At 45.2% G+C, this 21279-nt stretch carries 19 protein-coding genes, 1 other RNA gene and 1 pseudogene; all 21 read right to left on the bottom strand.

Annotation, left to right across the window (positions count from 1 at the left end; translation table 11 throughout):
• Positions 1-145: 145 nt before the first annotated feature.
• Positions 146-1696 (bottom strand): ATP-binding cassette domain-containing protein, encoded by a 1551-nt coding sequence (locus tag DWX00_RS04315; RefSeq protein ID WP_117509081.1) that lies wholly within the window; start codon positions 1694-1696, stop codon positions 146-148.
• Between the two features lie 313 nt (positions 1697-2009).
• The gene (locus tag DWX00_RS04310; RefSeq protein ID WP_147398232.1) at positions 2010-2918 is read right to left on the bottom strand and encodes an aminoglycoside phosphotransferase family protein; all 909 of its coding nucleotides are present in this window, start codon (positions 2916-2918) and stop codon (positions 2010-2012) included.
• 165 nt (positions 2919-3083) lie between these two features.
• Positions 3084-3629, bottom strand: a complete 546-nt coding sequence (locus tag DWX00_RS04305; protein WP_117509083.1) for a hypothetical protein — start codon at positions 3627-3629, stop codon at positions 3084-3086.
• Between the two features lie 201 nt (positions 3630-3830).
• Complete coding sequence (locus DWX00_RS04300; protein ID WP_082424435.1) at positions 3831-4007, bottom strand: YccF domain-containing protein; 177 nt, start codon at positions 4005-4007, stop codon at positions 3831-3833.
• A gap of 38 nt (positions 4008-4045) precedes the next feature.
• Positions 4046-4522, bottom strand: a complete 477-nt coding sequence (locus DWX00_RS04295; protein WP_022463307.1) for an LURP-one-related/scramblase family protein — start codon at positions 4520-4522, stop codon at positions 4046-4048.
• A 116-nt stretch (positions 4523-4638) separates the two neighbouring features.
• Positions 4639-5232, bottom strand: coding sequence for a type IV toxin-antitoxin system AbiEi family antitoxin domain-containing protein (locus DWX00_RS04290; protein WP_022463308.1), 594 nt, complete (start codon positions 5230-5232; stop codon positions 4639-4641).
• A 203-nt stretch (positions 5233-5435) separates the two neighbouring features.
• Positions 5436-5597: a hypothetical protein gene (locus DWX00_RS19565; RefSeq protein WP_156338048.1), complete on the bottom strand. Its 162-nt coding sequence runs from the start codon at positions 5595-5597 to the stop codon at positions 5436-5438.
• Between the two features lie 242 nt (positions 5598-5839).
• Complete coding sequence (locus tag DWX00_RS04285; protein ID WP_022463309.1) at positions 5840-6460, bottom strand: hypothetical protein; 621 nt, start codon at positions 6458-6460, stop codon at positions 5840-5842.
• 16 nt (positions 6461-6476) lie between these two features.
• Positions 6477-7241 carry a carbohydrate ABC transporter permease gene (locus DWX00_RS04280; protein WP_147326093.1) on the bottom strand — a complete coding sequence of 255 codons (765 nt, stop codon included), beginning with the start codon at positions 7239-7241 and terminating at the stop codon, positions 6477-6479.
• 21 nt (positions 7242-7262) lie between these two features.
• On the bottom strand, positions 7263-8111 hold the full coding sequence (locus tag DWX00_RS04275; protein ID WP_055266562.1) for a carbohydrate ABC transporter permease: 849 nt from the start codon (positions 8109-8111) through the stop codon (positions 7263-7265).
• A gap of 35 nt (positions 8112-8146) precedes the next feature.
• A complete protein-coding gene (locus DWX00_RS04270) occupies positions 8147-9499 on the bottom strand; it encodes an ABC transporter substrate-binding protein (protein WP_118594707.1) in 1353 nt (450 codons plus the stop codon).
• A gap of 220 nt (positions 9500-9719) precedes the next feature.
• Positions 9720-10157: pseudogene (locus DWX00_RS20520) on the bottom strand (DUF188 domain-containing protein).
• Positions 10158-10170: 13 nt separating this feature from the next.
• On the bottom strand, positions 10171-11631 hold the full coding sequence (locus tag DWX00_RS04260) for an RNA-binding domain-containing protein (RefSeq protein ID WP_118594706.1): 1461 nt from the start codon (positions 11629-11631) through the stop codon (positions 10171-10173).
• Positions 11632-12376: 745 nt separating this feature from the next.
• Positions 12377-12734, bottom strand: a transfer-messenger RNA (tmRNA) gene (gene ssrA / locus DWX00_RS04255).
• 128 nt (positions 12735-12862) lie between these two features.
• On the bottom strand, positions 12863-13333 hold the full coding sequence (gene smpB, locus DWX00_RS04250; RefSeq protein WP_022463315.1) for an SsrA-binding protein SmpB: 471 nt from the start codon (positions 13331-13333) through the stop codon (positions 12863-12865).
• Positions 13334-13352: 19 nt separating this feature from the next.
• Entirely contained in the window at positions 13353-15335 is a 1983-nt protein-coding gene (rnr, locus tag DWX00_RS04245; protein WP_243037956.1) for a ribonuclease R, read from the bottom strand.
• 70 nt (positions 15336-15405) lie between these two features.
• Positions 15406-15642, bottom strand: a complete 237-nt coding sequence (gene secG, locus DWX00_RS04240) for a preprotein translocase subunit SecG (protein WP_055226503.1) — start codon at positions 15640-15642, stop codon at positions 15406-15408.
• A gap of 86 nt (positions 15643-15728) precedes the next feature.
• A complete protein-coding gene (eno, locus tag DWX00_RS04235) occupies positions 15729-17072 on the bottom strand; it encodes a phosphopyruvate hydratase (protein ID WP_022463318.1) in 1344 nt (447 codons plus the stop codon).
• 553 nt (positions 17073-17625) lie between these two features.
• On the bottom strand, positions 17626-19167 hold the full coding sequence (gene gpmI / locus DWX00_RS04230; RefSeq protein ID WP_117760394.1) for a 2,3-bisphosphoglycerate-independent phosphoglycerate mutase: 1542 nt from the start codon (positions 19165-19167) through the stop codon (positions 17626-17628).
• A gap of 180 nt (positions 19168-19347) precedes the next feature.
• Positions 19348-20637, bottom strand: a complete 1290-nt coding sequence (locus tag DWX00_RS04225) for a homoserine dehydrogenase (RefSeq protein WP_055267016.1) — start codon at positions 20635-20637, stop codon at positions 19348-19350.
• 15 nt (positions 20638-20652) lie between these two features.
• Complete coding sequence (locus tag DWX00_RS04220) at positions 20653-21036, bottom strand: RidA family protein (RefSeq protein WP_055218381.1); 384 nt, start codon at positions 21034-21036, stop codon at positions 20653-20655.
• Positions 21037-21279: the final 243 nt, after the last annotated feature.

The following is a 21279-nucleotide window of genomic DNA, read 5'->3' as shown; positions in this document are numbered from 1 at the left end:
CGACCTAATTCAATATAAAATTAACATTTTTCCCGACTTCACCGGAACAGAATCTGCTGCGAAACCTTCTCTTAAGACAAACATAATCTCTCTACGGAAAAATACGACGGCCAGCCACCGTCGTATTTTTCGTTATCGAATATTTTTATTTTTCTTCTCTGATCAGTCTGAGTCCGTCTTTTTCCAGCAGATACTCCTTCCCGCACACCTCTCCGATATACTTCCTGTCATGCGAAATGCTGATGATGGCGCCTGGAAATTCGCGGAGCATTTTTCTTATGACCGGTCCCGATAAGGGTGAAAAGTTTCGGGTTGGTTCATCCAGAATCAGCACATTGGCATTGCCAAGGCTCATTTTCAGAAGCAATACTTTTGCCTTCTGGCCGCCGGACAGTTCGCGGATGGGGTGATCCATCTCGTCTGCCGTGTACTTCAGCGATCCGAGATACGTCCGAATCTTCGTCCTCTCACTCTTCTCCCCGGTGGAATCCAGAAAATCGACCGGCGTCATGGAAAGATCCAGCTGATCCTCATAATTCTGCGGCATATAATCTACGCGGAGATCCTCCCGTTCTTTCAGCTCTGCCGCAATCTTTTTCAGCAGTGTTGTCTTGCCTGCCCCGTTCGGGCCGACAATGCATATTTTTTCCGGTCCTCTTATCTTTAAGGTGATATTTTCCGCCAGAACCCGCTCCCCATCCGGCGTTTCCAGTTTCGGAAGCTGATATTCGATGACCGTTTTCCCGGCGGGCATGGCTGCCTCTGCTCCTCCAAGCTGGAAGTAAATCGCTTCCTCCTGCTCCGGCATTTCTGTCATGCGGGCATCTTCTTTTTCAAATCTGCGGTTCATCGCCTTTACGGTATGCATTTTGTCCTTCAGATTTTTCGCCACGGACGGTGCCTGACGGGAACAGTTGTTCAAGGCGTTCTGCACGCTCTGGTATACCTTTCGGTATTTCTCATCGCGCAGCGCTTTCTCTCTCCTGTCACTCTGCGCCTTCTGTTCCTGGCGCTCGAAATTCTGCAGGCGCTCCTCTACATACGTCCGATAGGGAAGTTTCGCAACCGTGTATCTCGATTTTGTCTTCCGCACAATCTGTTCAATATGAATGACCATATTTGCCGTGTTTTCAATCAGCGTTTCATCGTGCGAAATAAAAACAACAATATGCTCCCATTCGCGGATCAGTTTCTCCAGAAGTTCCAGTGTCGCAAGATCAATATCATTTGACGGCTCATCCAGCAGAAGGACCGTGACATCCTCCATGAGAAGACGCATCATCTGCGCTTTCACCTTCTCGCCGCCGGAAAGCTCACTCATCTGCTGATCCCGATAGAAAAACTCTTCCGTCAGACCAAATTTTCTTGCCAGCACCGCCAGATCCTTCGGTGTCTGATCCCAGAACTTTTCTTTTTCATAGAAATACTCATACACCGTCTTCGTTTTCTCCGCCTCCGGAAGTTCCTGCGGCAGATATCCAAGCCGCTCCTTTCCGATGATGCGCTCGCCTGTGGATTCGATGTAATCTTCCGTCAGTGCGGGATCGTACATCCACTTCAGCAGCGTCGATTTTCCGTTTCCCTCCTCTCCAATGATAACGGCCTTATCACCGTCATTCAGTACAAGCTGAAAATCTTCGAGAATCACTCGCAGATCTTTTTTATGTGTCAGTGTTAATTTTTTTATCTGCATCATACAGAAGCCCCCTTTGCTCCGGCAGCCTCTTTTCTGCTTTTTTACGCAAAACGAGCCTGTCCTGCGTACGCAAAACAGACCCGCAAAAAAATATCCCTGTTCTATTCTCATAAAAAAGGGAAATGATTCAGCGATTCTCGTCTTTAAGCGTACACGAAAAACAGGCCTGTTTTCCAGGCTGTCCGTTCTTTGTGTTTTTCTTAAAGTCGATTATCGCAGAAACATTCCCTCACCTTTACACCAATGGTGCTCTTTCTTTTTATTTTCTGTTCCCTATTATAGGACAACTTACAGATAAATGCAATCCGTTTTTTTACAAATTGAGAAGTTCCTCTGCCAGCGCCTGTGCATGCTCCAGATACCAGCCGTCTTCGTCCTCTTCTGCTTCCACAAACTCGATATACTCATTCAGCGTGGCCAGCTTCACATCCAGATTGAACTGTTCGCGTGAAATCTTTGTCTTTAACGCTTCATACATCCGATCCAGAAACAGCTCTTTCTGTGCATTGTTCATGTAGAACGGGAAAGCACTCCGTGTCTCGGTCGCATGTGCCAGGAATCTTGCAATGTCCAGAGAATACGGCATCATTCCACCAAATCCCCAGTCAATCATGACAACATTTTCGCCGTCATAGATCACATTCCACTGCAGGAAATCACCGTTTGACATCGTACATGGACAAGTCAGCTGGCGGTCCAGGAACATCTGATACGCTTTCCGCAGAATTGGATCATCCGCTACGGACGATGCTCGGCGCAGAACGCGTTTCCAGTATTCGACAAATCTCTGCTCCACTTCATTTTCCGGCGCTTTGTCCATCGATGGTGTCCAGAAATACGACTGAATTTTACTTAAGGTTTCTGCCGCTTTTTCTGTTGTCTCGTCCGTCATATCCCGCATGTCGTTTCCTTCTACATACTTCATGCAGATCCAGTCCGCATCCTCTGCCTGCCGCATGCCGACATACTGCGGTACGTGAAACTCTCCTTTTGACAGATACTGCGCATAAATCTGCGCTTCTTTGCTGCCGGTTTTCTTCAGTGTATATTTTCCTGCATCTGTCTCGATCACATACACATCGTACTCCCGCACTTCATCTTCCGCCTCGCCCCACTGCTCGCAGATGCGGGAAACTGCTTTTACCGGTTCTCCGATGATTTCAAATGCCATTGTTTTGATTTCATCTGAATCTACTGATTTCTGAAAATTTCCTAACTCCATCTCTTTTGTCAACTCCTTCTCTTTTTCACATTATTCTACTACTATATCACATCTGTGACACTTTTGTCATTCTATCTTTCTGGCTTTTAAAAGCTTTGGAAAGTTTTTTCACAAAAAAGCAGGCGCACCAGACATTGCCGTCTGATGCGCCCGTATCTGTCAATTTTATGATCCAATCGAGTATTCCATCGATGCCACGCTTAAGATAACGGTTGCGCTTTCATCCCCTTCCGTAAAAGCCGTCAGCTGCAGAACCGTATCCTGCTCCCCCTGCCACTGATAAATCTGATTTCCGAGTCCAGTTGCAATTCCTCCGCCGTATAAAGAATTCAGTTCGTCTACTTCTTTCTGAATCCATGTATTGGCATCCTGTTCGATGTCAAAAGTAAAGGAAACCTGACTCAGCTGACCGTCCGAAAATTCCAGATCCATGTTAGATTCTGCATTTTCCAGGGAAAATTTTTCTTTGCTCTCGTATGTCTTTGTGCTGCTCTCATCACCCTGTCCCAGATCTTTTTCATCAAACTTCAGGAAGCTCTGTTTGAAAAGCTGTTCCGAATCCGTTCCCCATTCAAAATCCGCATACTGGAAAACCTGCTCCTCTGTACAGAGTTCCTTTAAATCCAGATCTCTGCTCTGTGATCCTCCTGCAGATGCGCAGCCCGCCAGCAAAAACAAAGGTAATAAAAAGATTGTCTGTCTTATCTTCATAAACTTCCCCCCTTCTGTTTCCTGATTTTTTAATTAATACTGAATATTCTATCGTTTCTTTATTTTTTCTGTAAATTTATGGTATCATACTTTATTCTGCTGCGCAATACTTTTATCATGTTTCTATTTGCATCAAAGGAATGGCCGCCTCATGATATGCATAGAAAAAGACCGGTAACCCGATCTTTTTCCATACACCTTTTATCCAATTACACTCGTGCCAAATGGCATAAACGAAAGCCTTGCCATCTTGAAAAACTGCCGTCCAAACGGAATTCCAACAATCGTAATACACCAGATGCATCCTGCAAAAATCCATGCAAGTCCGCCGAACATGCCTCCAAATATAAACCACAGAATATTTCCCAAAGTTCTCATATCCGCATCTCCCCTGACGCCATTCCAGACACCACCAGCTATCCATTATTTTGTGAACAGTTTGCCGCATCGATCGCCAGCACCAGTAATAATGCCGGAATTTCATTGCTCGGATTATCATATTCGATGACATACGTGTCACCCCAGCTCAGAAGTTTTTTATGTACGTGGACGACTGCACTGCAGGCTTCATATACATCGTAATCCCATCCCATGAAGTCACCTTCTGCACGCCATCCCATGAAATCTACATCGTATTTGGGGCGGAACAGTGCAAAACGTTTTTCGATATGTCCCATTAACTGCCCGTTCCATTCAATTTCAAAAGTCGGAAGAAAGCAAAATAATTTCTGTTTGATAAACCCAATTTCATTATGCGCCGCATCGTACACATGCAGACGGTGTCCCAGCGAGATAAATTCATTTTTCACAAAATACTTTTGGTTCCCCTGCTCGTCATAGATATCATACGTGTCTGACCAGGAAAATACACGTTGTTTGATTAGTAACTGCATATCTGCTCCCCTTTTCATTTTTCTATCAGACAATCGACTTTTTTATGGAAAATTTTTCCTTTTCCCCTTAATTTTCGATCACGATTTTGACGCCATTTTTTTCGGTCTGAAACGGTCTAAAGCAAAACCTCCATATATCGCAGCACCTTGGGCTTCACACGAAGCTGATCTGCGTACTGCATCAGTCTGTGAATGTTCTTATCCTTGGATGCTGCATAGCGTTTCATAGCTTCTCCGACAATCTGTATATCACTGCCGCTGCCGCGCAGGATGTCACACAGCGTCCGTTCCAAATTGTAAACACGAATTGGATTGCCGGATGGGGATTTCATTTCAATTCTGCCAAGTTCATAGTTCTCCGGCACAACGCGCTTGACAATTAGATTTTCCCGTTTCAAGGATGAAGCATTGTAGCCTTTGGGAAAGGTCATCGTATATTTTGCCGGGGTACGATCCGAATAGCCCCGCAGATACAAAGCAGTATCGTGCGAATAAATTCCGCGCCCATACTTTCGCTGTAAAAGGTAGAAATCATCCTCCCATACGTCGCTCCACACATACAGGCCACGCCCGAAGCGGTATATCTCGCCGCTCTTGACAAACTTCTGTAAAACGCTGCGGTGCAGTCCGGCTTCTGTTACTTGCGCTGCGGTAATCGTACCGTCCTCTGACGCTTCTCGCAGTTCTTCGATTTTCTCCTTAACATTCATGTTTCTCACCCCTCTTTGACAATCACACATTATATTATATTGAAATAATGTGTGATTGTCAACTGTAAAGCGACGAACACACATTAAATTACGTAAAAATAATGTGTGATTGTCAGATACCAGGGAATTTCTAACATGTACTTAAGTAAAAAACAAAGAACGGCATAGCCGTTAAGCTATATCGTTCCTTGTTTCCATATTTTTTAAATTACCACCGCATTACTGGCGTTTTTTCTGCGGACGGTTTCTTCCAGCACACCGAAAAATCCTGCCACCAGCGCCATTAAAATGCCGGTCAAGGTCGCATCTCCTGTTTCTAGGCTTCCGGCTTTGGTGATAGTCGTACATTTTTCATTGTCATTCACAATGTTTCCAGTTCTTACGATTAGGACCGTAGTTCTTATGAAGCGGTTATGGCATAATCAATATATAGAAGCAAATGCAATTGATAAGTTACGGAATATATTGGGCTACAATGCGAAAGGTATCATGACGCATTATTCGGATGATAATGTGTTTTAAAGCCTGTATAAATCGGCACATGCATAGAACATAATGAAACAGCCTCACCCCTGAAAGTCCCGGTAGTGAGGCTGTATTCTTTTCCTTAATCTTTTTCTGTTAATTTCACCCGTTCTCCATTTGTCAGTTCTGATGTGCTTACGACCATCGGTTCGTCTACTTCTGATAAAAGTACCACGAAATCTGAATTTCTATTTGGAAAACATGTCACAGCTTTTTCTTCCAGAATATTTTCATACCCCCAGGCTCCCTTCTGACGCTTAATATAATAGACACACGTTTTTCCAAAGTCTCCTTCATGAATCGCCTGCCGTGTGATCACTTTTGGAAAAACATCTTCAGAAGTGATTTCGATTTTTCCCTCAACGTTTTCACCAATCGAATGTTTTTCATACAGATCTACCGTAAGCTCATACAAATCATCCTTTCGAATGACAGAACACACTTTTCCAACCAGAAGATCTCTGCCCTCCTGCAGCAAAGATTCCGGAACGTTATCATACACGCTGATATAGCCAATTGCCTGATCAGCTGCGCTTACTTCCAAATCAACTGGAAATTCATACTCAATGCTGCCTTCCTGTGCCTCCTCTGTCCAGACGGAAGGAAGCGTTTTGTTCTCTTCTTTGACCGACCAAAACGTTGCGGCAGTTAAAAACAGAAACCACAGAGCGATTAACCCTATACTTATTTTTTTGAACTTCATCGTACTTTCTTCCCCTCTACGCTTTCACACCGGACATACTGATTCCCTGTATCAAATAGTCCTGTCCCATTAAGAATATCAATAAAACTGGTACTGCGTAAAAAACGGACGCTGCATAAAAGATATCCGGCTGTTCCTCTAAAATCTGGCAAAGATACACGGATAACGGCTGCTGATATGGCTCTCTCAAAAAAATGACCGCCTGGTCTACAATATTCCAATTGTCAATAAAAATCAGGATTAATGCAGCAGCAATGGCTGAACTCAAATTAGGCTTTACAATGGAACGATAAATTCTGTATTCGCTGGCTCCGTCCAGTCTGGCTGCTTCTAACGTTTCCTGCGGAAAATCCTGTATCTGCTGACGAATCAGAAATACCCCCAATGGCTGAAACATTGCCGGAAGAATAATTGCCAAGGACGAATTTTGAATGCCCAGCCAATTCGCCACTAAATAATTTGGCACTAAAGTCAGCTGCAGCGGCATAAGCATGACAATCATGTAAAGATAGAACAAAATCTCCTTGTATTTCCACCTGCATTGCCAAAAGCCGTATGCGGCAAGCGGTGCAAGCAAAAGCTGTCCAATCAAAACCGGAATAGTAATAATCAGGGAATTCCACATCATCCGCAAATACAAAGGTCTCTTAAAGAGCAATATAAGATACTCTTCTGGAACTTGTACCGACTTTCCAGCCACAAACAACAACGGAATGACTGCCAAAATGACAGCTCCCATGCAGATCAGCTTTTCGAAAAAATTCGAATATCTCTTTTTCATAAAATCACCCACAAAAGATCTTTACAAATAATCCAGATTCTTCCTCTGGACCCGATAAATGATGCCCAGAAAGATTCCCAGTATGAGAAACATACACCATGCTGCAGCAGACAGTTTCTGCATATTAAGTGACAAAAACTGGTTATTCATATAGTGCTGCAGCATATAAACATACGGTGATGGATAGGCCCCATACAGCATATAGATCTCTTTAAAAACCTTAAAAGAATTCACGATCGACATCAACAGCACAACTAACGTCGTTGGTTTTAATAAGATCCATGTAATATATTGGAATTCCTGCCGCCCTGTAGCTCCATCCAGCTGGCACTGCTCATGATAGATCTGCGGAATCCAGTTTATCCCGGACCAGAAAAGGACAATCGAAAAACTGATATTTTTCCACAGATACATCAGGATAATAATCAAAATGGCCCATCTGGAATTCTCAATATCGAACATGTTTTTTCCAAAAAGCTGTAAAAACCCATCCAGAAAACCATTTCTCTCAAACAAATATTTCCAGAAAGCAATCACCGTTCCAGATGGAACGATTAATGGGATCAGGAGCAGGATAAGAAGAATTCGACCTCTCCTCTGCTTTTTCAAAACCAGTACCAGAAGCAAAGCAATCGCCATTCCCAGCGGTATTGCAATCCCGCAAAAAATTCCGGTATTACGGAGTGCTGAAAGGAATAACTCATTTTCGAATAACAGTTTAAAGTTTTTAAGACCCACCCATTCCTTGTTCATCATGTTGTCAATCACTGCAAAATACAAGGACAGAAGAAACGGCACGATATAAAAAGCCATGATCCCGATAAAACTTGGAAGGATAAAACACATATAAATAAAATTTCGTTTTTTCATTTCATATACCTGATTCCATGGATTAAGGACAGCTTCTACTCATTAACATAAAGCTCTGCTCTTTGCTGAAAAAGCTTCGCACATTCCTCTGGGGTGATTTTCTGCTCCATACATTCGTTTCGAATTTCAGTCAAAATACTGTCTAACTGTAAATCCCGAAAAGCTTTTGCAGAAACTTTTTCATTGTATGCTTCCCATTTTTCTGCTGTGTCGTCATCATTTTCCAATTGATACGCAACAAGCTGCCGTGTGTTTTCTTTGTTCAGCATACTGCCATAGGTAAAGAAATTTCTGTAGTAAGAATCACTGTTTGCATCTTCGAACTCAAATTGTTTCTGACCAATGCAGAATTTGATAAATTCCCATGCAAGCGCTTTATCTTTGCAGCCTGAACTCATGGAAAAGTCCTCACCAATTCTCCAGAAAGGAATTTTTCCATCCGTTGATTTCAACAGGATCGGTTTTGTTGCCGTATCGGTTTCTTCAAACATTCCGCTCGTAGAACCTTCGAGTAAATTTGTAAATGTATTCAGCAGGACACTCTTTCCGGAAAAGCTTTTAATATCCGTAAATGCATGGGTCGCATAGGATGGTTGATATTGATACAGTTCCTGCATTTTTCTCAGAAAATCCACATAATTTTCTGAATCAAAATTTACTTCTTCCTTCTTCAAATAAGCTCTGTCCTCTGTCATCGGCAGAAACACGTAAATATTGTTTTGTACATCAATCGTAAAATCATCATCTGCAATTGGCTTGGCCTGCTGATATAACTCATATAAATCATTGATATCCATTTCGTCCGGGACTTCATAATTCAGTTCATCCGTTATGTTTCTATTCAACCGAAGCATAACATAATAAAAACCTTCCGGAATTTGATACAGTTTTCCATCGACTTCTGCTGCTCGCAGGATATTATCGTAATAATCATCTCTGTTAAAATTAGGATCTGCATCAATATACTGATTTAAGTCCTCGAAATAGCCGCTGCCTTTCGTCTTAATTTCCGATGGTAAATACGTTGCATCATAAATATCCGCCCGTTGATCCGATGCAAGTTCTGTAAGCAAGGTATTTAAGCCTTCATTATACTGTTCATCCGTAACATCATTGTCAAAAACAACCTTTGTTTCAATTTTTACGCCTGGATGCTCCTTCATAAATAAATCAATCATATGCTGGGTCTGCGGCTCAATAAATAAGGTTCCATATGTAAGCGTTCCTTCCAAATCAGCTCCCTCTTCATAGACAGAAATATCATTTCTCACATCTTTTTCATCTTGGGACCCACTTTGTGTGCTTCCACAGGCGCCAATCGCTGCTGCACATAGCATTCCAATTACCACGCAGGATACCTTTTTACCATATTTTCCGAGTTTTTTCATAGGCACTTTTCCTTTCAATTTTTCTCACCGCTTATATTTCTATATTTTATTATATACCCTCCGTTTCATTTGACAATATGCTTATTTTTACTATATTTTCAGAATTATTTTTATTAGTTTTGCACATAAAAATGCCCTGACACTTTTTCCTTTTTGAAAAATAGCATCCGGGCATATCTCCTAATATTATCAAATCACTTTATTTCACTCTCTGATAATTTTATCTTCTAAACTCTTTTCCTTCTTTCTCCTGTATCATCCCTAACATTTTTTCAAAAGACTGTTCAAATCCCTCAGTATCCGCCTTTTTTTCGCTTCTTTGTCCTTCTGACACGATGATGCGGGTATTTTTTCACTTCGTTGTTTAAATAACGCTCCATGAGAATGATGAATCGCATAAGAACCTCTTCCCAACGCTATCGCCGTCACACCATAATCCTGCGATACGACAATATCGCCTTTATGACAGACACGGATCAGTTCATAATCCACAGCATCTGCTCCATCACCAACCACGACTATTTCGCTATAATCCGATATCAAATATCAAATCATGATTGGTATCGCACAACAGTGTTACCGGAACACAATGCTCTTTTGCAATTTTCTCAACCGTCTCAATTACCGGACAGGCATCTGCATCGACCAATATTTGCATTCTTCTGTTTCTCCTACTTTATGATTACCCAATTCGATTTTCTGTTTGTTCCATTTTGTACCAACACACCATTTTGCTGTAAAGAAACAAATATTCGTGAAACAGTTCTTTTGGACACACCGATCTGTTCCGCATAATACGCCTGGGTTGCAAATGGGTTCTTTTCTATAGCCTGTAACAGTTTTTCTATCTGAACCTGTTCCTTCGTTCGTGATATTTTAACGCCATCAATGCCATTTTTTATATCATTAACGCCATTTTTTGTTTTCTTGGCGTTGATTCTGGCGTTATTTGTATCGTTTTGTCCTCGATAGATATTGATACGCAAGTCAACTTCTCCACCGATAAACTCCGGTTCCTGTAGTCCAGCAGATTTTACCTTGTCTATAATTCTCGGAATCCCGCTTCCCCAATGTTCAATCAGATTCATATACGAAAAGGCATGTGCAAGGGCTTCATTCCTGATTTTGGAATAGCCTTCTTTCATACGCTCCAACGTTTGTCCCATCGGCAATTTCCCCGGCGATGTGATTTCCAGTCGGTTGTCATACACCGCAACCTGTATTGTACCATGATCCAGATAGCTGCGATGCACCACCGCGTTGATAATCAACTCACGAATTGCATCCGGCGGGATTTCATAAATATCCTGACGGTAAATGCCGACAAGCGTAGCTCCCAGATGAATATTTCGCAGAACAAACTGAAATGCTTCCTCTATTTGTTCCCACAAAGGACCCGTATATTCCCTTCGATCAACAAAAACCGCTTTCGTTGTTCCCTTAAACACACCGCACTGAATGGCAACATGAAGCCCTCCACAGCCCGTTAAGATAGCATAAGCGTTAGAAGGGTAGTCTTTTCCATCACGTTCAATCAAAATACCCCATGATCGAAGCTGCTGCTTTCCAACGTCTTTTACCGATGCTTTCTGCTCCTCATTATGGGCATTTTTGACTGCCTGCTCCTTCATCGCTTTACAAAGCGTATCAATTTCTTCTTCTGTAACACTCAGTCCAGTACATAACGCCTGATCAAAATAACGATTGCTTCCCTCAAGCATCAGCTCTTTGATCATATACTCGTCAGCAAGCCGGGTTGTTCCAGCAACACGGACATATACGCCTCTCTCTCGTCCAAGCGCTTTAATGTAATATGGCCGCTGTCTGCCTTCAGAAATTTCTGCCACAATAACCGTCTTGCCATCAACTGTCTGCAGCGTAATATCTGGAATAATTGCCGGTTCACAGCTATCCGAGACGACATTGGCAATCGCATCCATCTTTTTGAATACATCTTCCTTGTCAAAGCCAACCACTTCTCGGGTTTTATCCGCAATTCCAAAAATAATTTTTCCTCCGGTTCCATTTGCAAAGGCAACCACAGACTTCATATATTTGATGCTCTTTTCCGGCAGGTTCTCTTTGAATTCTACGTTTTTGGATTCTCCTGCAAGAATTTCTTCTATGGTCATAAATACACCTCGCTATCCGTGTTTATTTTAATAAATCAATGCTTAAAGTTCTCTTTATATCTGTTACCTTAACATATAATTCTCATTCAAGCAATGCAGTACTTTTAAAAATCGTAATTCATTTTTTCAAGTCTGTCAATTCTATTATTTTCCTTTTCTCGCGCATGATCAGATTCAATCATAGGGCGAAAAGTACAGAATCTATTAGTCCCTTACCAACTCAAAACATCCTTAAGCATTTGTTTTACCGCTTCAAAAGTTAACCTGCTGGATATTTTTTTATATTGTGAACAGAAATCTTTGTTATAAGGAGCCACCGTTTTTAAATAGTGCATATGCACTATTTTCTTACCGAAGATGACGATCTTGATGAGGATGAATTTGAAGAAGGCTTTTACATTGACTTCTTTTAATCTATCGTCTGTTTGCCATGCCCGCCTTTGTGCGGGCTCTTTTTATCAAGAGTTCGATGGAAGTCGAACTTTCCTATTGTACAAAAAAGCAGACACATCAAGTATCTCTACTTCATGTGCCTGCAGCACTTTGAAACGGTCTCTTTTACGTTCTTAACAGTGCGAATAAAGATAAAGTTTGACAAAATTTCGAATTTTTCCTTTCTTTTTTGACCAAAATTCATGCGGTTTTAAACGGTCTGAAACGGTCTAAAGCGGCATTTTTGCCCTGTTTTTTCCATCAAAAATGTACAAAAAAACCGCTAAAACACTGGATTTTAGCGGTTTTTCAGGTATGGACCTGAGGGGAATCGAACCCCTGTCCGAAAGCCTATTCATTCAGGCATCTCCCATTACAGTCATTCTATTAAAGGTTCCCCCATCGGCACGCCGGATGACAGGCTTGCCGCTTCGGTAGCTTCATAAAATCTTCCATCTCCGCAAAGCTTTGGAAACGAAGTGCTCCGCATCTGTTTGATGCCAGGAGAATAGCCGCGGAAAACTATTCAGCTGACAACGCCGCACTTAGGCAGCGTACGCTACGTAATTATCGTCTGCGTTTAAATTTAGGTTCCAGGTTGATGACGCGGCCCCGGAGTCCACGAATGGCTTCCCAAACTTCAAAACCCCCGTCGAAACCAGTACAAGCCCGTGCTGGTTCTACAGACGCTTTTCTTTGATACGGGGACGCAAACAGATCGTCCCGGTGCAGTGAAAGCTCTCTTTCAACTGCCGTATATTGTATTATAGTCTTTCCCCATACTTTTTGTCAAGGATTTTTAATACAGATTTTTAACTTTGAAATCTCTCTCCGCCTCACGTCTCTGATCCTTCTTTGCGATATCCTGCCGTTTATCATACAGTTTTTTACCGCGTGCCAGACCGATCTCGACTTTTACGAGGCTGCCTTTAAAATACACCTGCAGCGGAACGAGCGTGTAGCCTTTTTCCTTGATCTGCGCCTCAAGTTTGCGGATCTCATAGTCGTGCAGCAGCAGTTTCCGGATGCGCAGCGGGTCTTTATTGAATATGTTGCCCTTCTCGTACGGACTGATGTGCATGCCGTAGATGAATACCTCATCACGCTCAATGCGGATGAAGGACTCCTTGATGCTGCATTTTCCCATGCGGAGGGATTTTACCTCGGTACCGGCAAGGGAGATGCCGGCCTCGTATTTATCCTCGATAAAATAGTCATGATATGCCTTTTTATTGTTGGCAATCATTCGATTTCCTTTTTGTTTTGCCATAGCTTTTTCCTCCAGGGATTTATTCTGTCTCGGTTTCTTTTTCTACATACGTAAAATCGATTGTCCGGTTGGCAGGCTCGGCGTTTCGTACACGGACACGCACCGGCTCACCAAGGCGGAATACTTTTCCGTGCTGCTCTCCGACCAGACGGTAATTTTCTTCATCAAAATTATAATAATCGTCTTTCAGTGTCATGATGTGAACGAGTCCCTCAACGGTATTTGGCAGCTCCACATAGAAGCCCCATCCGGTCACGCCGGAAATGACGCCGTCGTACTCTTCGCCGACATGCTCCAGCATATATTCGGCTTTCTTCAGTTTCACAGCCTCTCTTTCTGCCTCTGCAGCACGCTGCTCCATCGCACTCGACTGCTCCGCCACATGCTGCAAAATGGACGAATATTTGCCGATTCTGCCGCCCTTGTCGAGACGTCCCCGCAGATCATCCTTGATAATGCGGTGGATCTGCAGATCCGGGTAACGGCGGATTGGTGAGGTAAAATGGCAGTAATATGACGCTGCCAGTCCGAAGTGGCCGCTGCATTCCGGGGTATAAATGGCTCTTGCCATCGACCGGAGCAGCAGGCGGCTGATCAGCGGCTCTTCCGGGGTTCCCTCGATGCTGGTGAGAATCTTCTGCACCTCACCCGGCGTAATCTCATGGGAACGCTTTTCGACTTTGATGCCCTGTTCACGGATCAGCGTCAGCGTTGCCTCCATGCGGTCTCCGTCTGGCTTGTCATGCGTCCGGTATAAGAACGGGATTTCGCGTGTGCAGTATTCCTCTGCCACGGTCTCGTTCGCCATCAGCATGAAGTCCTCGATCATCCGTGTTGCCACGTTCGACGGATACGGGCGGATCTCCACCGGCGTCCCTTCTGCATCAAGAATTACTTTGCTCTCCGGGAATTCAAAATCAATTGCTCCGCGTTCTTTCCGACAGCTCCGGATCAGTGCAGACAGTTCCTGCATCTGGCGGAACATCGGAACCAGCTCATGATATTCCTCCAGCAGCTCCGGATGTGCTTCCGGCTCGGTCAGGATTGCATTGACGGCGGTGTAGGTCATGCGGCGGTCCACGCGGATCACCGTCTCAGCGATCTGATGGCCGATCATGCGGCCTTTCTCGTTGATCGTCATAATACAGGAGAGTGCCAGGCGCTCCTGTCCTTCATTCAGGGAACAGATGCCGTTTGACAGACGCTTCGGCAGCATCGGAATGACGCGGTCCGGCAGATAGACACTGGTGCCGCGCTTTAACGCCTCACGGTCGAGGGCGGAATTTTCCTGCACATAGTTGCTGACATCAGCGATATGAACGCCAAGCGTCCACGTATCGCCCGCTTTTGTGACGGATACGGCGTCATCGAGGTCTTTGGCATCCTCGCCGTCGATTGTCACCATCTGCCAGCTTTTCAGATCGAGGCGGCCGTTGTAATCGTTTGGAATTACTTCCTCCGGGCATTTTTCTGCCTGTGTGATCACGCGTGCCGGGAACTCCTCCGGGATCTGGTAAGCGTCCACGACTGCCTGGATATCGACAGTCTGGATACGCGGCTTCTTCTCTGTGTCGCCGTCCTTTCCATTCTTTCTGCGGAATCGGTCATCGCGTCCTCTTCTGCCCTGCTCTCCGGCGCGGCGGTCTCTTTTTTCCCGTTTTTCCGTCGTTGTGGATGCACCGCGGCTCTTCTGGTAACGGCCGTCGGAGATCACATCGATTTTTCCTTCTTTTACCAGGATTTCCATAACCTCCGCAAGCTCCGACCGTTTTGCTTTCGGCACCTGCAGCAGCATGGCAATGTCTTTCAGACGCATCGGCTCATAGTTTTTCGAGCTTACGAGATCAATGAGCAGCGTCTTGCGGTTTTTCAGCAGTTTCGAACTTCTGGAACGCGGATGGCCCGCATGACCGCCATGGTTCCCGCTGTTCTGTCCTGCATGGGACGCCGCGCTGCCCTGCGGATATTTCCTCCGATCTTTTTTCTTCTTATTATCTTTCATCTATTATCTCCTCTTTGTAGAAAAAGACACCCTTACGCCTTCTCGTGGGAATAAGGATGTCTTTACTTTGCTAAAAATTCATGTTTAATACAACCGACAGTACAATAAACAGAACTGCCATGATTTTTGTTGCACGGATCAGAGTTCCTTCTGCAGAACGGCTTTTGTTTCTTCCCCAGTAAGTGTCTGAGATACCTGCGATAGCACCGAGACCCTGCTGTTTTCCTTCCTGCATCAATACAACAACGGTTAAAGCAATACAATCAATGACATAAATGACTGTCAAAATCGTTCTTAAAATTTCCACAATTACACCTCCTACGGCCAACTTATATTATTTTACCATAGCAGGAGTTCGATTTCAACTGTTATTTGCCTGTTTTACGCCATTTTTCACCATTCTCTTACGCCGGTTCCCTTTTGCGGGAACGGATTCCGGTATTTCGCTTCCTCACCGAGGCGTTCCTCGATGCGGAGAAGCTCATTGTATTTCGCATTCCGCTCCGACCGGCACGGTGCTCCGGTTTTGATCTGGCCGGCGCCTGTCGCGACGGCAAGGTCTGCCAGAAAATCATCCTCTGTCTCTCCGGACCGGTGGGAAATGACGGCGCGGTACCCTGCTCTCTGCGCCATCTCCACCGCATCCAGCGCCTCAGAGAGCGTTCCGATCTGGTTTACCTTGATCAGAACCGCATTTGCCGTGCCAAGTGCAATGCCGCAGGAAAGCCTTCTTACATTCGTCACAAACAGATCATCCCCGACCAGCTGTACTCTGTTCCCGAGCGCTTCCGTCATCTGTTTCCAGCCTTCGAAATCGTCCTCGCACAGCCCGTCTTCGATGGATACGATCGGGTATTTTTCGATCAGTTCCTCATAGTAGGCAACCATTTCTGCGGTATCCCGAAATACTGTCTTTCCGCACTGACGGGATTCCCCGGGAAAGTAGTAGACGTTCCTGCTCTCCTCGTAGAGCTCGCTTGCCGCCGCATCGATCGCGATCATCACGTCGTTTCCGGGCGCATAGCCGGCTTTCTGGACCGCATTGACAATGAGCTGCAGTGCTTCATCGGAATCCTTTAAATCCGGCGCAAAGCCGCCCTCATCGCCGACAGAAGTCGAGTATCCCTTCTCCTTCAGGAGCTGCTTCAGCGTATGGTAAATCTCCGCGCACATGGAAAGACCCTCCCGGAATGAGGGAGCGCCGCACGGCATAATCATAAATTCCTGCAGATCGACGGTGTTGTCGGCATGACGGCCGCCGTTTAAAATATTCATCATCGGCACGGGCATACGGCTTGTGTGGCAGCCGCCCAGGTACTGGTACAGCGGTAGATGAAGCGCATTTGCCGCCGCGCGCGCCACAGCAAGTGAGACACCGAGAATGGCGTTTGCCCCGAGGTTTTCTTTCGTTTCGGTTCCGTCTGCCTGGCACAGGATATGGTCAATCCGCTCCTGCTCGAGCGCATTCTCGCCGACAACGGCATCGGCCAGCACGGTATTAACCGCTTCTACAGCCTTTCTCACGCCCTGCCCCAGATAGCGCACTTCCTGATCTCTTTTTTCCAGTGCCTCAAATTTTCCTGTCGATGCCCCGGACGGCACCTGGGCACGCCCCATATGGCCTTCCAGCCCGAGAATCCCCTCCCCGACGGCCACTTCCACCTCTACGGTCGGATTTCCGCGCGAATCCAGAATTTCTCTTCCTGTCACGCTTCGAATTGGTAAATATCGAAACATAGTTTTCCCTCCTGTTTTGCTGCAAAGTGAACAGTAACCAAGTTTCTTCTCTGCGTTCACAGTATGACCGTGCTATGGGAAAAATATGTTACTCTCTCTGTCGAAACCTCTTTTTTCCAGTCCTTATTCTTTTCAAACATAAAAAAACGCAATATGAAAGCCATCCGATTTTTCCATTTTCGGATGGCTTTCATAAGTTAGAACTGTGCATTGGACTGAATCCTTTCTTTTTTTGTTCTTTTGTTTCGCTTTGGGGTACTTCGTTACGTTTTCTTGGGTCCATACCTTCGCTTTCTTAGTTTATGGGGTAATTCGTTATGTTCTCGGTGGTCCGTCCTCTCTTTCTGTTTTTTTCTTCCGTTTTCTTTTGTTGACTTTACTATATCAGTTTTTTCACCGTTTGTCAACACCTTATTTTGATTTTTTATCCGTCTTCCATTTTTATTCTGTCTCTTATTGCGTAATTATTTTTATTTTCAGATTATTATAATAAAATATCCCTGCCGAACCCGTTTCAAAACGAATCCGGCAGGGACATTTTCACGATTTCTCTTTATTTCTTAATCAGCAGGGATTTTCCTGTCATTTCTTTTGGCTGCTCCATTCCCATCAGCTCGATCAGGGTCGGTGCGATGTCTGCCAGGCATCCGCCCTCTCTTAACGTGTAGGATGGGTCTGCATTAACCAGAATGAACGGAACCGGATTGGTGGTATGAGCGGTGTATGGCTCGCCGGTCTCGTAATCTACAAGCTGCTCTGCATTTCCGTGGTCCGCACAGATGAACATCTGGCCGTCAACCTCTTTTAATGCCTCCACTGCCTTGCCTACGCACTCATCAACAGCCTCAACTGCCTGGATTGCTGCGCTCTCAACACCGGTATGGCCAACCATATCCGGATTTGCAAAGTTGATGATGATGACATCATATTTCTGGGAACGAATAGCATCCGTCAGCTTGTCGCATACTTCGTAAGCACTCATCTCCGGCTTCAGGTCATAAGTAGCAACCTTCGGGGATTTTACAAGGATTCTATCCTCACCTTTATTTGGCTCCTCAACGCCGCCATTGAAGAAGAAGGTTACATGTGCATATTTCTCGGTCTCGGCGATACGAGCCTGCGTCATGTTATGTGCTGCCAGATACTCACCGAAGGTATTGGTGATCTCTTCTTTTTTGAATGCAACGGATTTGTTCGGGATGGTCTCATCGTATTCCGTGAAGCATACGTAGGTCAGATCCAGACGTTTTTCTCTCTCGAATCCGGTGAACTCATCTGCGCAGAATGCTCTTGTCAGCTCTCTTGCACGGTCCGGGCGGAAGTTGAAGAAAATCACAGAATCTTTATCCTGAATCGTTGCAACCGGTTTTCCGTCTTTTTTCAGAACGGTCGGCAGAACGAACTCATCGGTTTTTTCAGCATCATAAGAAGCCTGAACAGCCTCTGCTGCATCGGTTCCTTCTACGCCTTCCCCTTTTGTCAGAGCTTTGTAAGCCAGCTCGACACGATCCCAGCGGTTATCACGGTCCATTGCATAGTAACGGCCGGAGATTACGCCGATTTCGCCGACACCGATCTCATCCATTTTTGCCTGCAGCTGCTCTACATAAGATTTTCCGGATGCCGGAGGAGTGTCACGGCCATCCAGGAAGCAGTGTACATAAACTTTCTCGAGACCTTTGCGTTTTGCCAGCTCCAGAAGTCCGAATACGTGGGTGATGTGGCTGTGAACACCGCCGTCAGAGAGAAGTCCGAACAGGTGCAGTGCGGAATTGTTTGCTTTTGCATTTTCAACAGCCTTTACCAGCTCTTCATTCTCGAAGAAATCACCGTCCTGGATTGCTTTTGTGATTCTGGTCAGCTCCTGGTATACAACACGGCCTGCACCCATGTTCAGATGGCCTACCTCAGAGTTACCCATCTGTCCGTCCGGAAGACCTACAGCAAGTCCGCTGGCCTGTCCTTTTACGTACGGGCACTGGCTCATCAGCTGGTCCATAATCGGAGTTTTCGCTTCGCAGACAGCGTTATGCTCGCATTTGTCATTCAGTCCATATCCGTCAAGAATCATTAATACGGTTGGTTTTTTACTCATTGTGAATTCCCTTCTTTACTTAAATTTTGGGTAACAATCCAGAGCCCCGTCTCGATTCCGCTTACGCTGCATCTCGATGTTGCTTTTCGCCATATGAAACTCCAGAAAAAGCGCTCCTTCATGCAAGCAGGATTCGCGATTTTTCTTCCATTTCGCATGGCTCGGAATTGTTACATTTTGTTAGTATACCCGGATTGTCGAAGAAATCTCCTGGATCATCGACATTCCGCCTAAAATCTGCATGGCATCCTCAAAATGGCGCTCTTTGACCTCGTCCGTAATGACGACGATCTCGGCGTATTTTCCATTGACACGTTTCTGAAGCATCTGTGCAATCGAAACCTTGTTGTTTCCAAAGACAGAAGCTACCGATGCCAGCGTTCCATACCGATTTTCAATCTGCATGCGTACAAAATATTTCGACTTAATTTCGCCGACACGCTTGATCGGGCATTCCCGGTAGCATGTGCAGCCGATTCTGCCGCAGCAGTTCCATAAAATATTGCGCACAACATCGAAAATATCGCCCACAACGGCACTCGCAGTCGGAAGCTCTCCGGCACCTCGTCCGTAAAACATCGTATCCTGTACGGCATCGCCTGTCAGGAATACGGCATTGTAGGAATCATTGACAGTCGCAAGCGGATGATTGCTGTCGATCAGCATCGGATGAACGCGGGCTTCGATTCCTTCCGGGGTATCTTTTGCCACGCCGAGCAGCTTGATCGTGCATCCCATCTCTTTTGCGTACTCGATATCGGTCGCCGTGATTTTGGTAATGCCTTCGGTGTAAACATCTTCAAATGTCACTCTGGAATTGAACGCTGCCGAAGCAAGGATTGCCACTTTCCGGCCGGCATCAAGACCTTCCACATCTGCGGTCGGGTCTGCTTCTGCATAGCCCATGTCCTGCGCCAGACGGAGCGCATCACCAAACTCCATGCCTTCCTGCGACATTTTTGTGAGAATGAAATTTGTGGTACCGTTGAAAATACCCATCAGCTCTGTGATATGATTGGCGGCAAGGCACTGTTTCACCGGACGGATGATCGGAATTCCTCCCGCCACGGATGCCTCGTAGAGAAAATCTTTTCCGTTTCTCTTTGCTGTCGCAAGGATTTTTTTGCCCTCGGATGCCACCAGATCTTTATTTGCCGTTACAACATTCTTTCCAGCATCCAGGCAGGCAAGAATGTAATTCATGGCCGGCTGTTTTCCACCCATAACCTCAACAACAATCTCGATTTCCGGGTCATTGGCAATCTCCTCGAAGCTGGTGGTAATGATGGAGGGATCGTCAACCTTTGCAGCTGCTTTTTCCACATTGCGCACAAGAATTTTTTTCAGCTCTACACGTGCGCCCAGCTTCGGAAGCATTTCCTCCTGCTGGCTTTTCAGCACTTTATACACACCGGTACCGACAGTACCAAGACCCAGCATTCCGATTTTAATTACTCTTTCCTCTGCCATACTCATCTCTCTCTCTTATTTCAGGGATACGATGCATTCAATTTCCACTTTTGCTGCTTTCGGAAGAGCAGCAACTGCTACACAGGAACGAGCCGGTTTGGACTCGCCAAAGAAAGCACCGTATACTTCATTTACCTTGGCAAAATCGTTCATATCGGTCAGGAAAATGGTTGTTTTCATCACTTTCGTGCGGTCAGTTCCTGCTGCTGTCATGATTGCGTCCAGATTCTTTAAAGAGAGGGTTGCCTGCTCTTCTACAGTCTCCGGGATCACGCTGCCATGCTCTACATCAAAGCCAAGCTGTCCGGAAATAAATAAAAGGCCGTTGTCTGCGACTGCCTGTACATAAGGTCCGATTGCTGCCGGTGCTTTTTCTGTATTAATGATTTCTCTTGCCATAATCATATTCTCCTTTATGCTTTCTTTCGCGTCGTCTGATTTGCCGCGTTTTTTCCCTCTATCATGCGGTTTTTCCGACACTTTTGTCGTTCCCATCATATCACATGTGGGAGATGTCCGCAAGTGCGAAAAAGCCGCTCCCGGACACAAGAAAAGTTCAGAATCGTTCATTTCACATATCCAAATTCTAAGTTAGCAACCACCAGTTCAACTGGTGGTTTATTATTAGCCCTCCAAAGGGCT

It is taken from the genome of Blautia sp. AF17-9LB (genome assembly GCF_003479185.1).
Taxonomy (GTDB): Bacteria; Bacillota; Clostridia; order Lachnospirales; family Lachnospiraceae; genus Fusicatenibacter; species Fusicatenibacter saccharivorans.
The sequence above is the reverse complement of the archived record's forward strand: the minus strand, read 5'-3'. Positions and strand labels throughout refer to the sequence as shown.

What these genes read in the sequence shown, in the direction of transcription:
- DWX00_RS04315 (WP_117509081.1), bottom strand. Translation starts at nt 1,696, where the DNA reads ATGATGCAGATAAAAAAATTAACACTGACACATAAAAAAGATCTGCGA.
- DWX00_RS04310 (WP_147398232.1), bottom strand. Translation starts at nt 2,918, where the DNA reads ATGGAGTTAGGAAATTTTCAGAAATCAGTAGATTCAGATGAAATCAAA.
- DWX00_RS04305 (WP_117509083.1), bottom strand. Translation starts at nt 3,629, where the DNA reads ATGAAGATAAGACAGACAATCTTTTTATTACCTTTGTTTTTGCTGGCG.
- DWX00_RS04300 (WP_082424435.1), bottom strand. Translation starts at nt 4,007, where the DNA reads ATGAGAACTTTGGGAAATATTCTGTGGTTTATATTTGGAGGCATGTTC.
- DWX00_RS04295 (WP_022463307.1), bottom strand. Translation starts at nt 4,522, where the DNA reads ATGCAGTTACTAATCAAACAACGTGTATTTTCCTGGTCAGACACGTAT.
- DWX00_RS04290 (WP_022463308.1), bottom strand. Translation starts at nt 5,232, where the DNA reads ATGAATGTTAAGGAGAAAATCGAAGAACTGCGAGAAGCGTCAGAGGAC.
- DWX00_RS04285 (WP_022463309.1), bottom strand. Translation starts at nt 6,460, where the DNA reads ATGAAGTTCAAAAAAATAAGTATAGGGTTAATCGCTCTGTGGTTTCTG.
- DWX00_RS04280 (WP_147326093.1), bottom strand. Translation starts at nt 7,241, where the DNA reads ATGAAAAAGAGATATTCGAATTTTTTCGAAAAGCTGATCTGCATGGGA.
- DWX00_RS04275 (WP_055266562.1), bottom strand. Translation starts at nt 8,111, where the DNA reads ATGAAAAAACGAAATTTTATTTATATGTGTTTTATCCTTCCAAGTTTT.
- DWX00_RS04270 (WP_118594707.1), bottom strand. Translation starts at nt 9,499, where the DNA reads ATGAAAAAACTCGGAAAATATGGTAAAAAGGTATCCTGCGTGGTAATT.
- DWX00_RS04260 (WP_118594706.1), bottom strand. Translation starts at nt 11,631, where the DNA reads ATGACCATAGAAGAAATTCTTGCAGGAGAATCCAAAAACGTAGAATTC.
- smpB (WP_022463315.1), bottom strand. Translation starts at nt 13,333, where the DNA reads ATGGCAAAACAAAAAGGAAATCGAATGATTGCCAACAATAAAAAGGCA.
- rnr (WP_243037956.1), bottom strand. Translation starts at nt 15,335, where the DNA reads ATGAAAGATAATAAGAAGAAAAAAGATCGGAGGAAATATCCGCAGGGC.
- eno (WP_022463318.1), bottom strand. Translation starts at nt 17,072, where the DNA reads ATGTTTCGATATTTACCAATTCGAAGCGTGACAGGAAGAGAAATTCTG.
- gpmI (WP_117760394.1), bottom strand. Translation starts at nt 19,167, where the DNA reads ATGAGTAAAAAACCAACCGTATTAATGATTCTTGACGGATATGGACTG.
- DWX00_RS04225 (WP_055267016.1), bottom strand. Translation starts at nt 20,637, where the DNA reads ATGGCAGAGGAAAGAGTAATTAAAATCGGAATGCTGGGTCTTGGTACT.
- DWX00_RS04220 (WP_055218381.1), bottom strand. Translation starts at nt 21,036, where the DNA reads ATGGCAAGAGAAATCATTAATACAGAAAAAGCACCGGCAGCAATCGGA.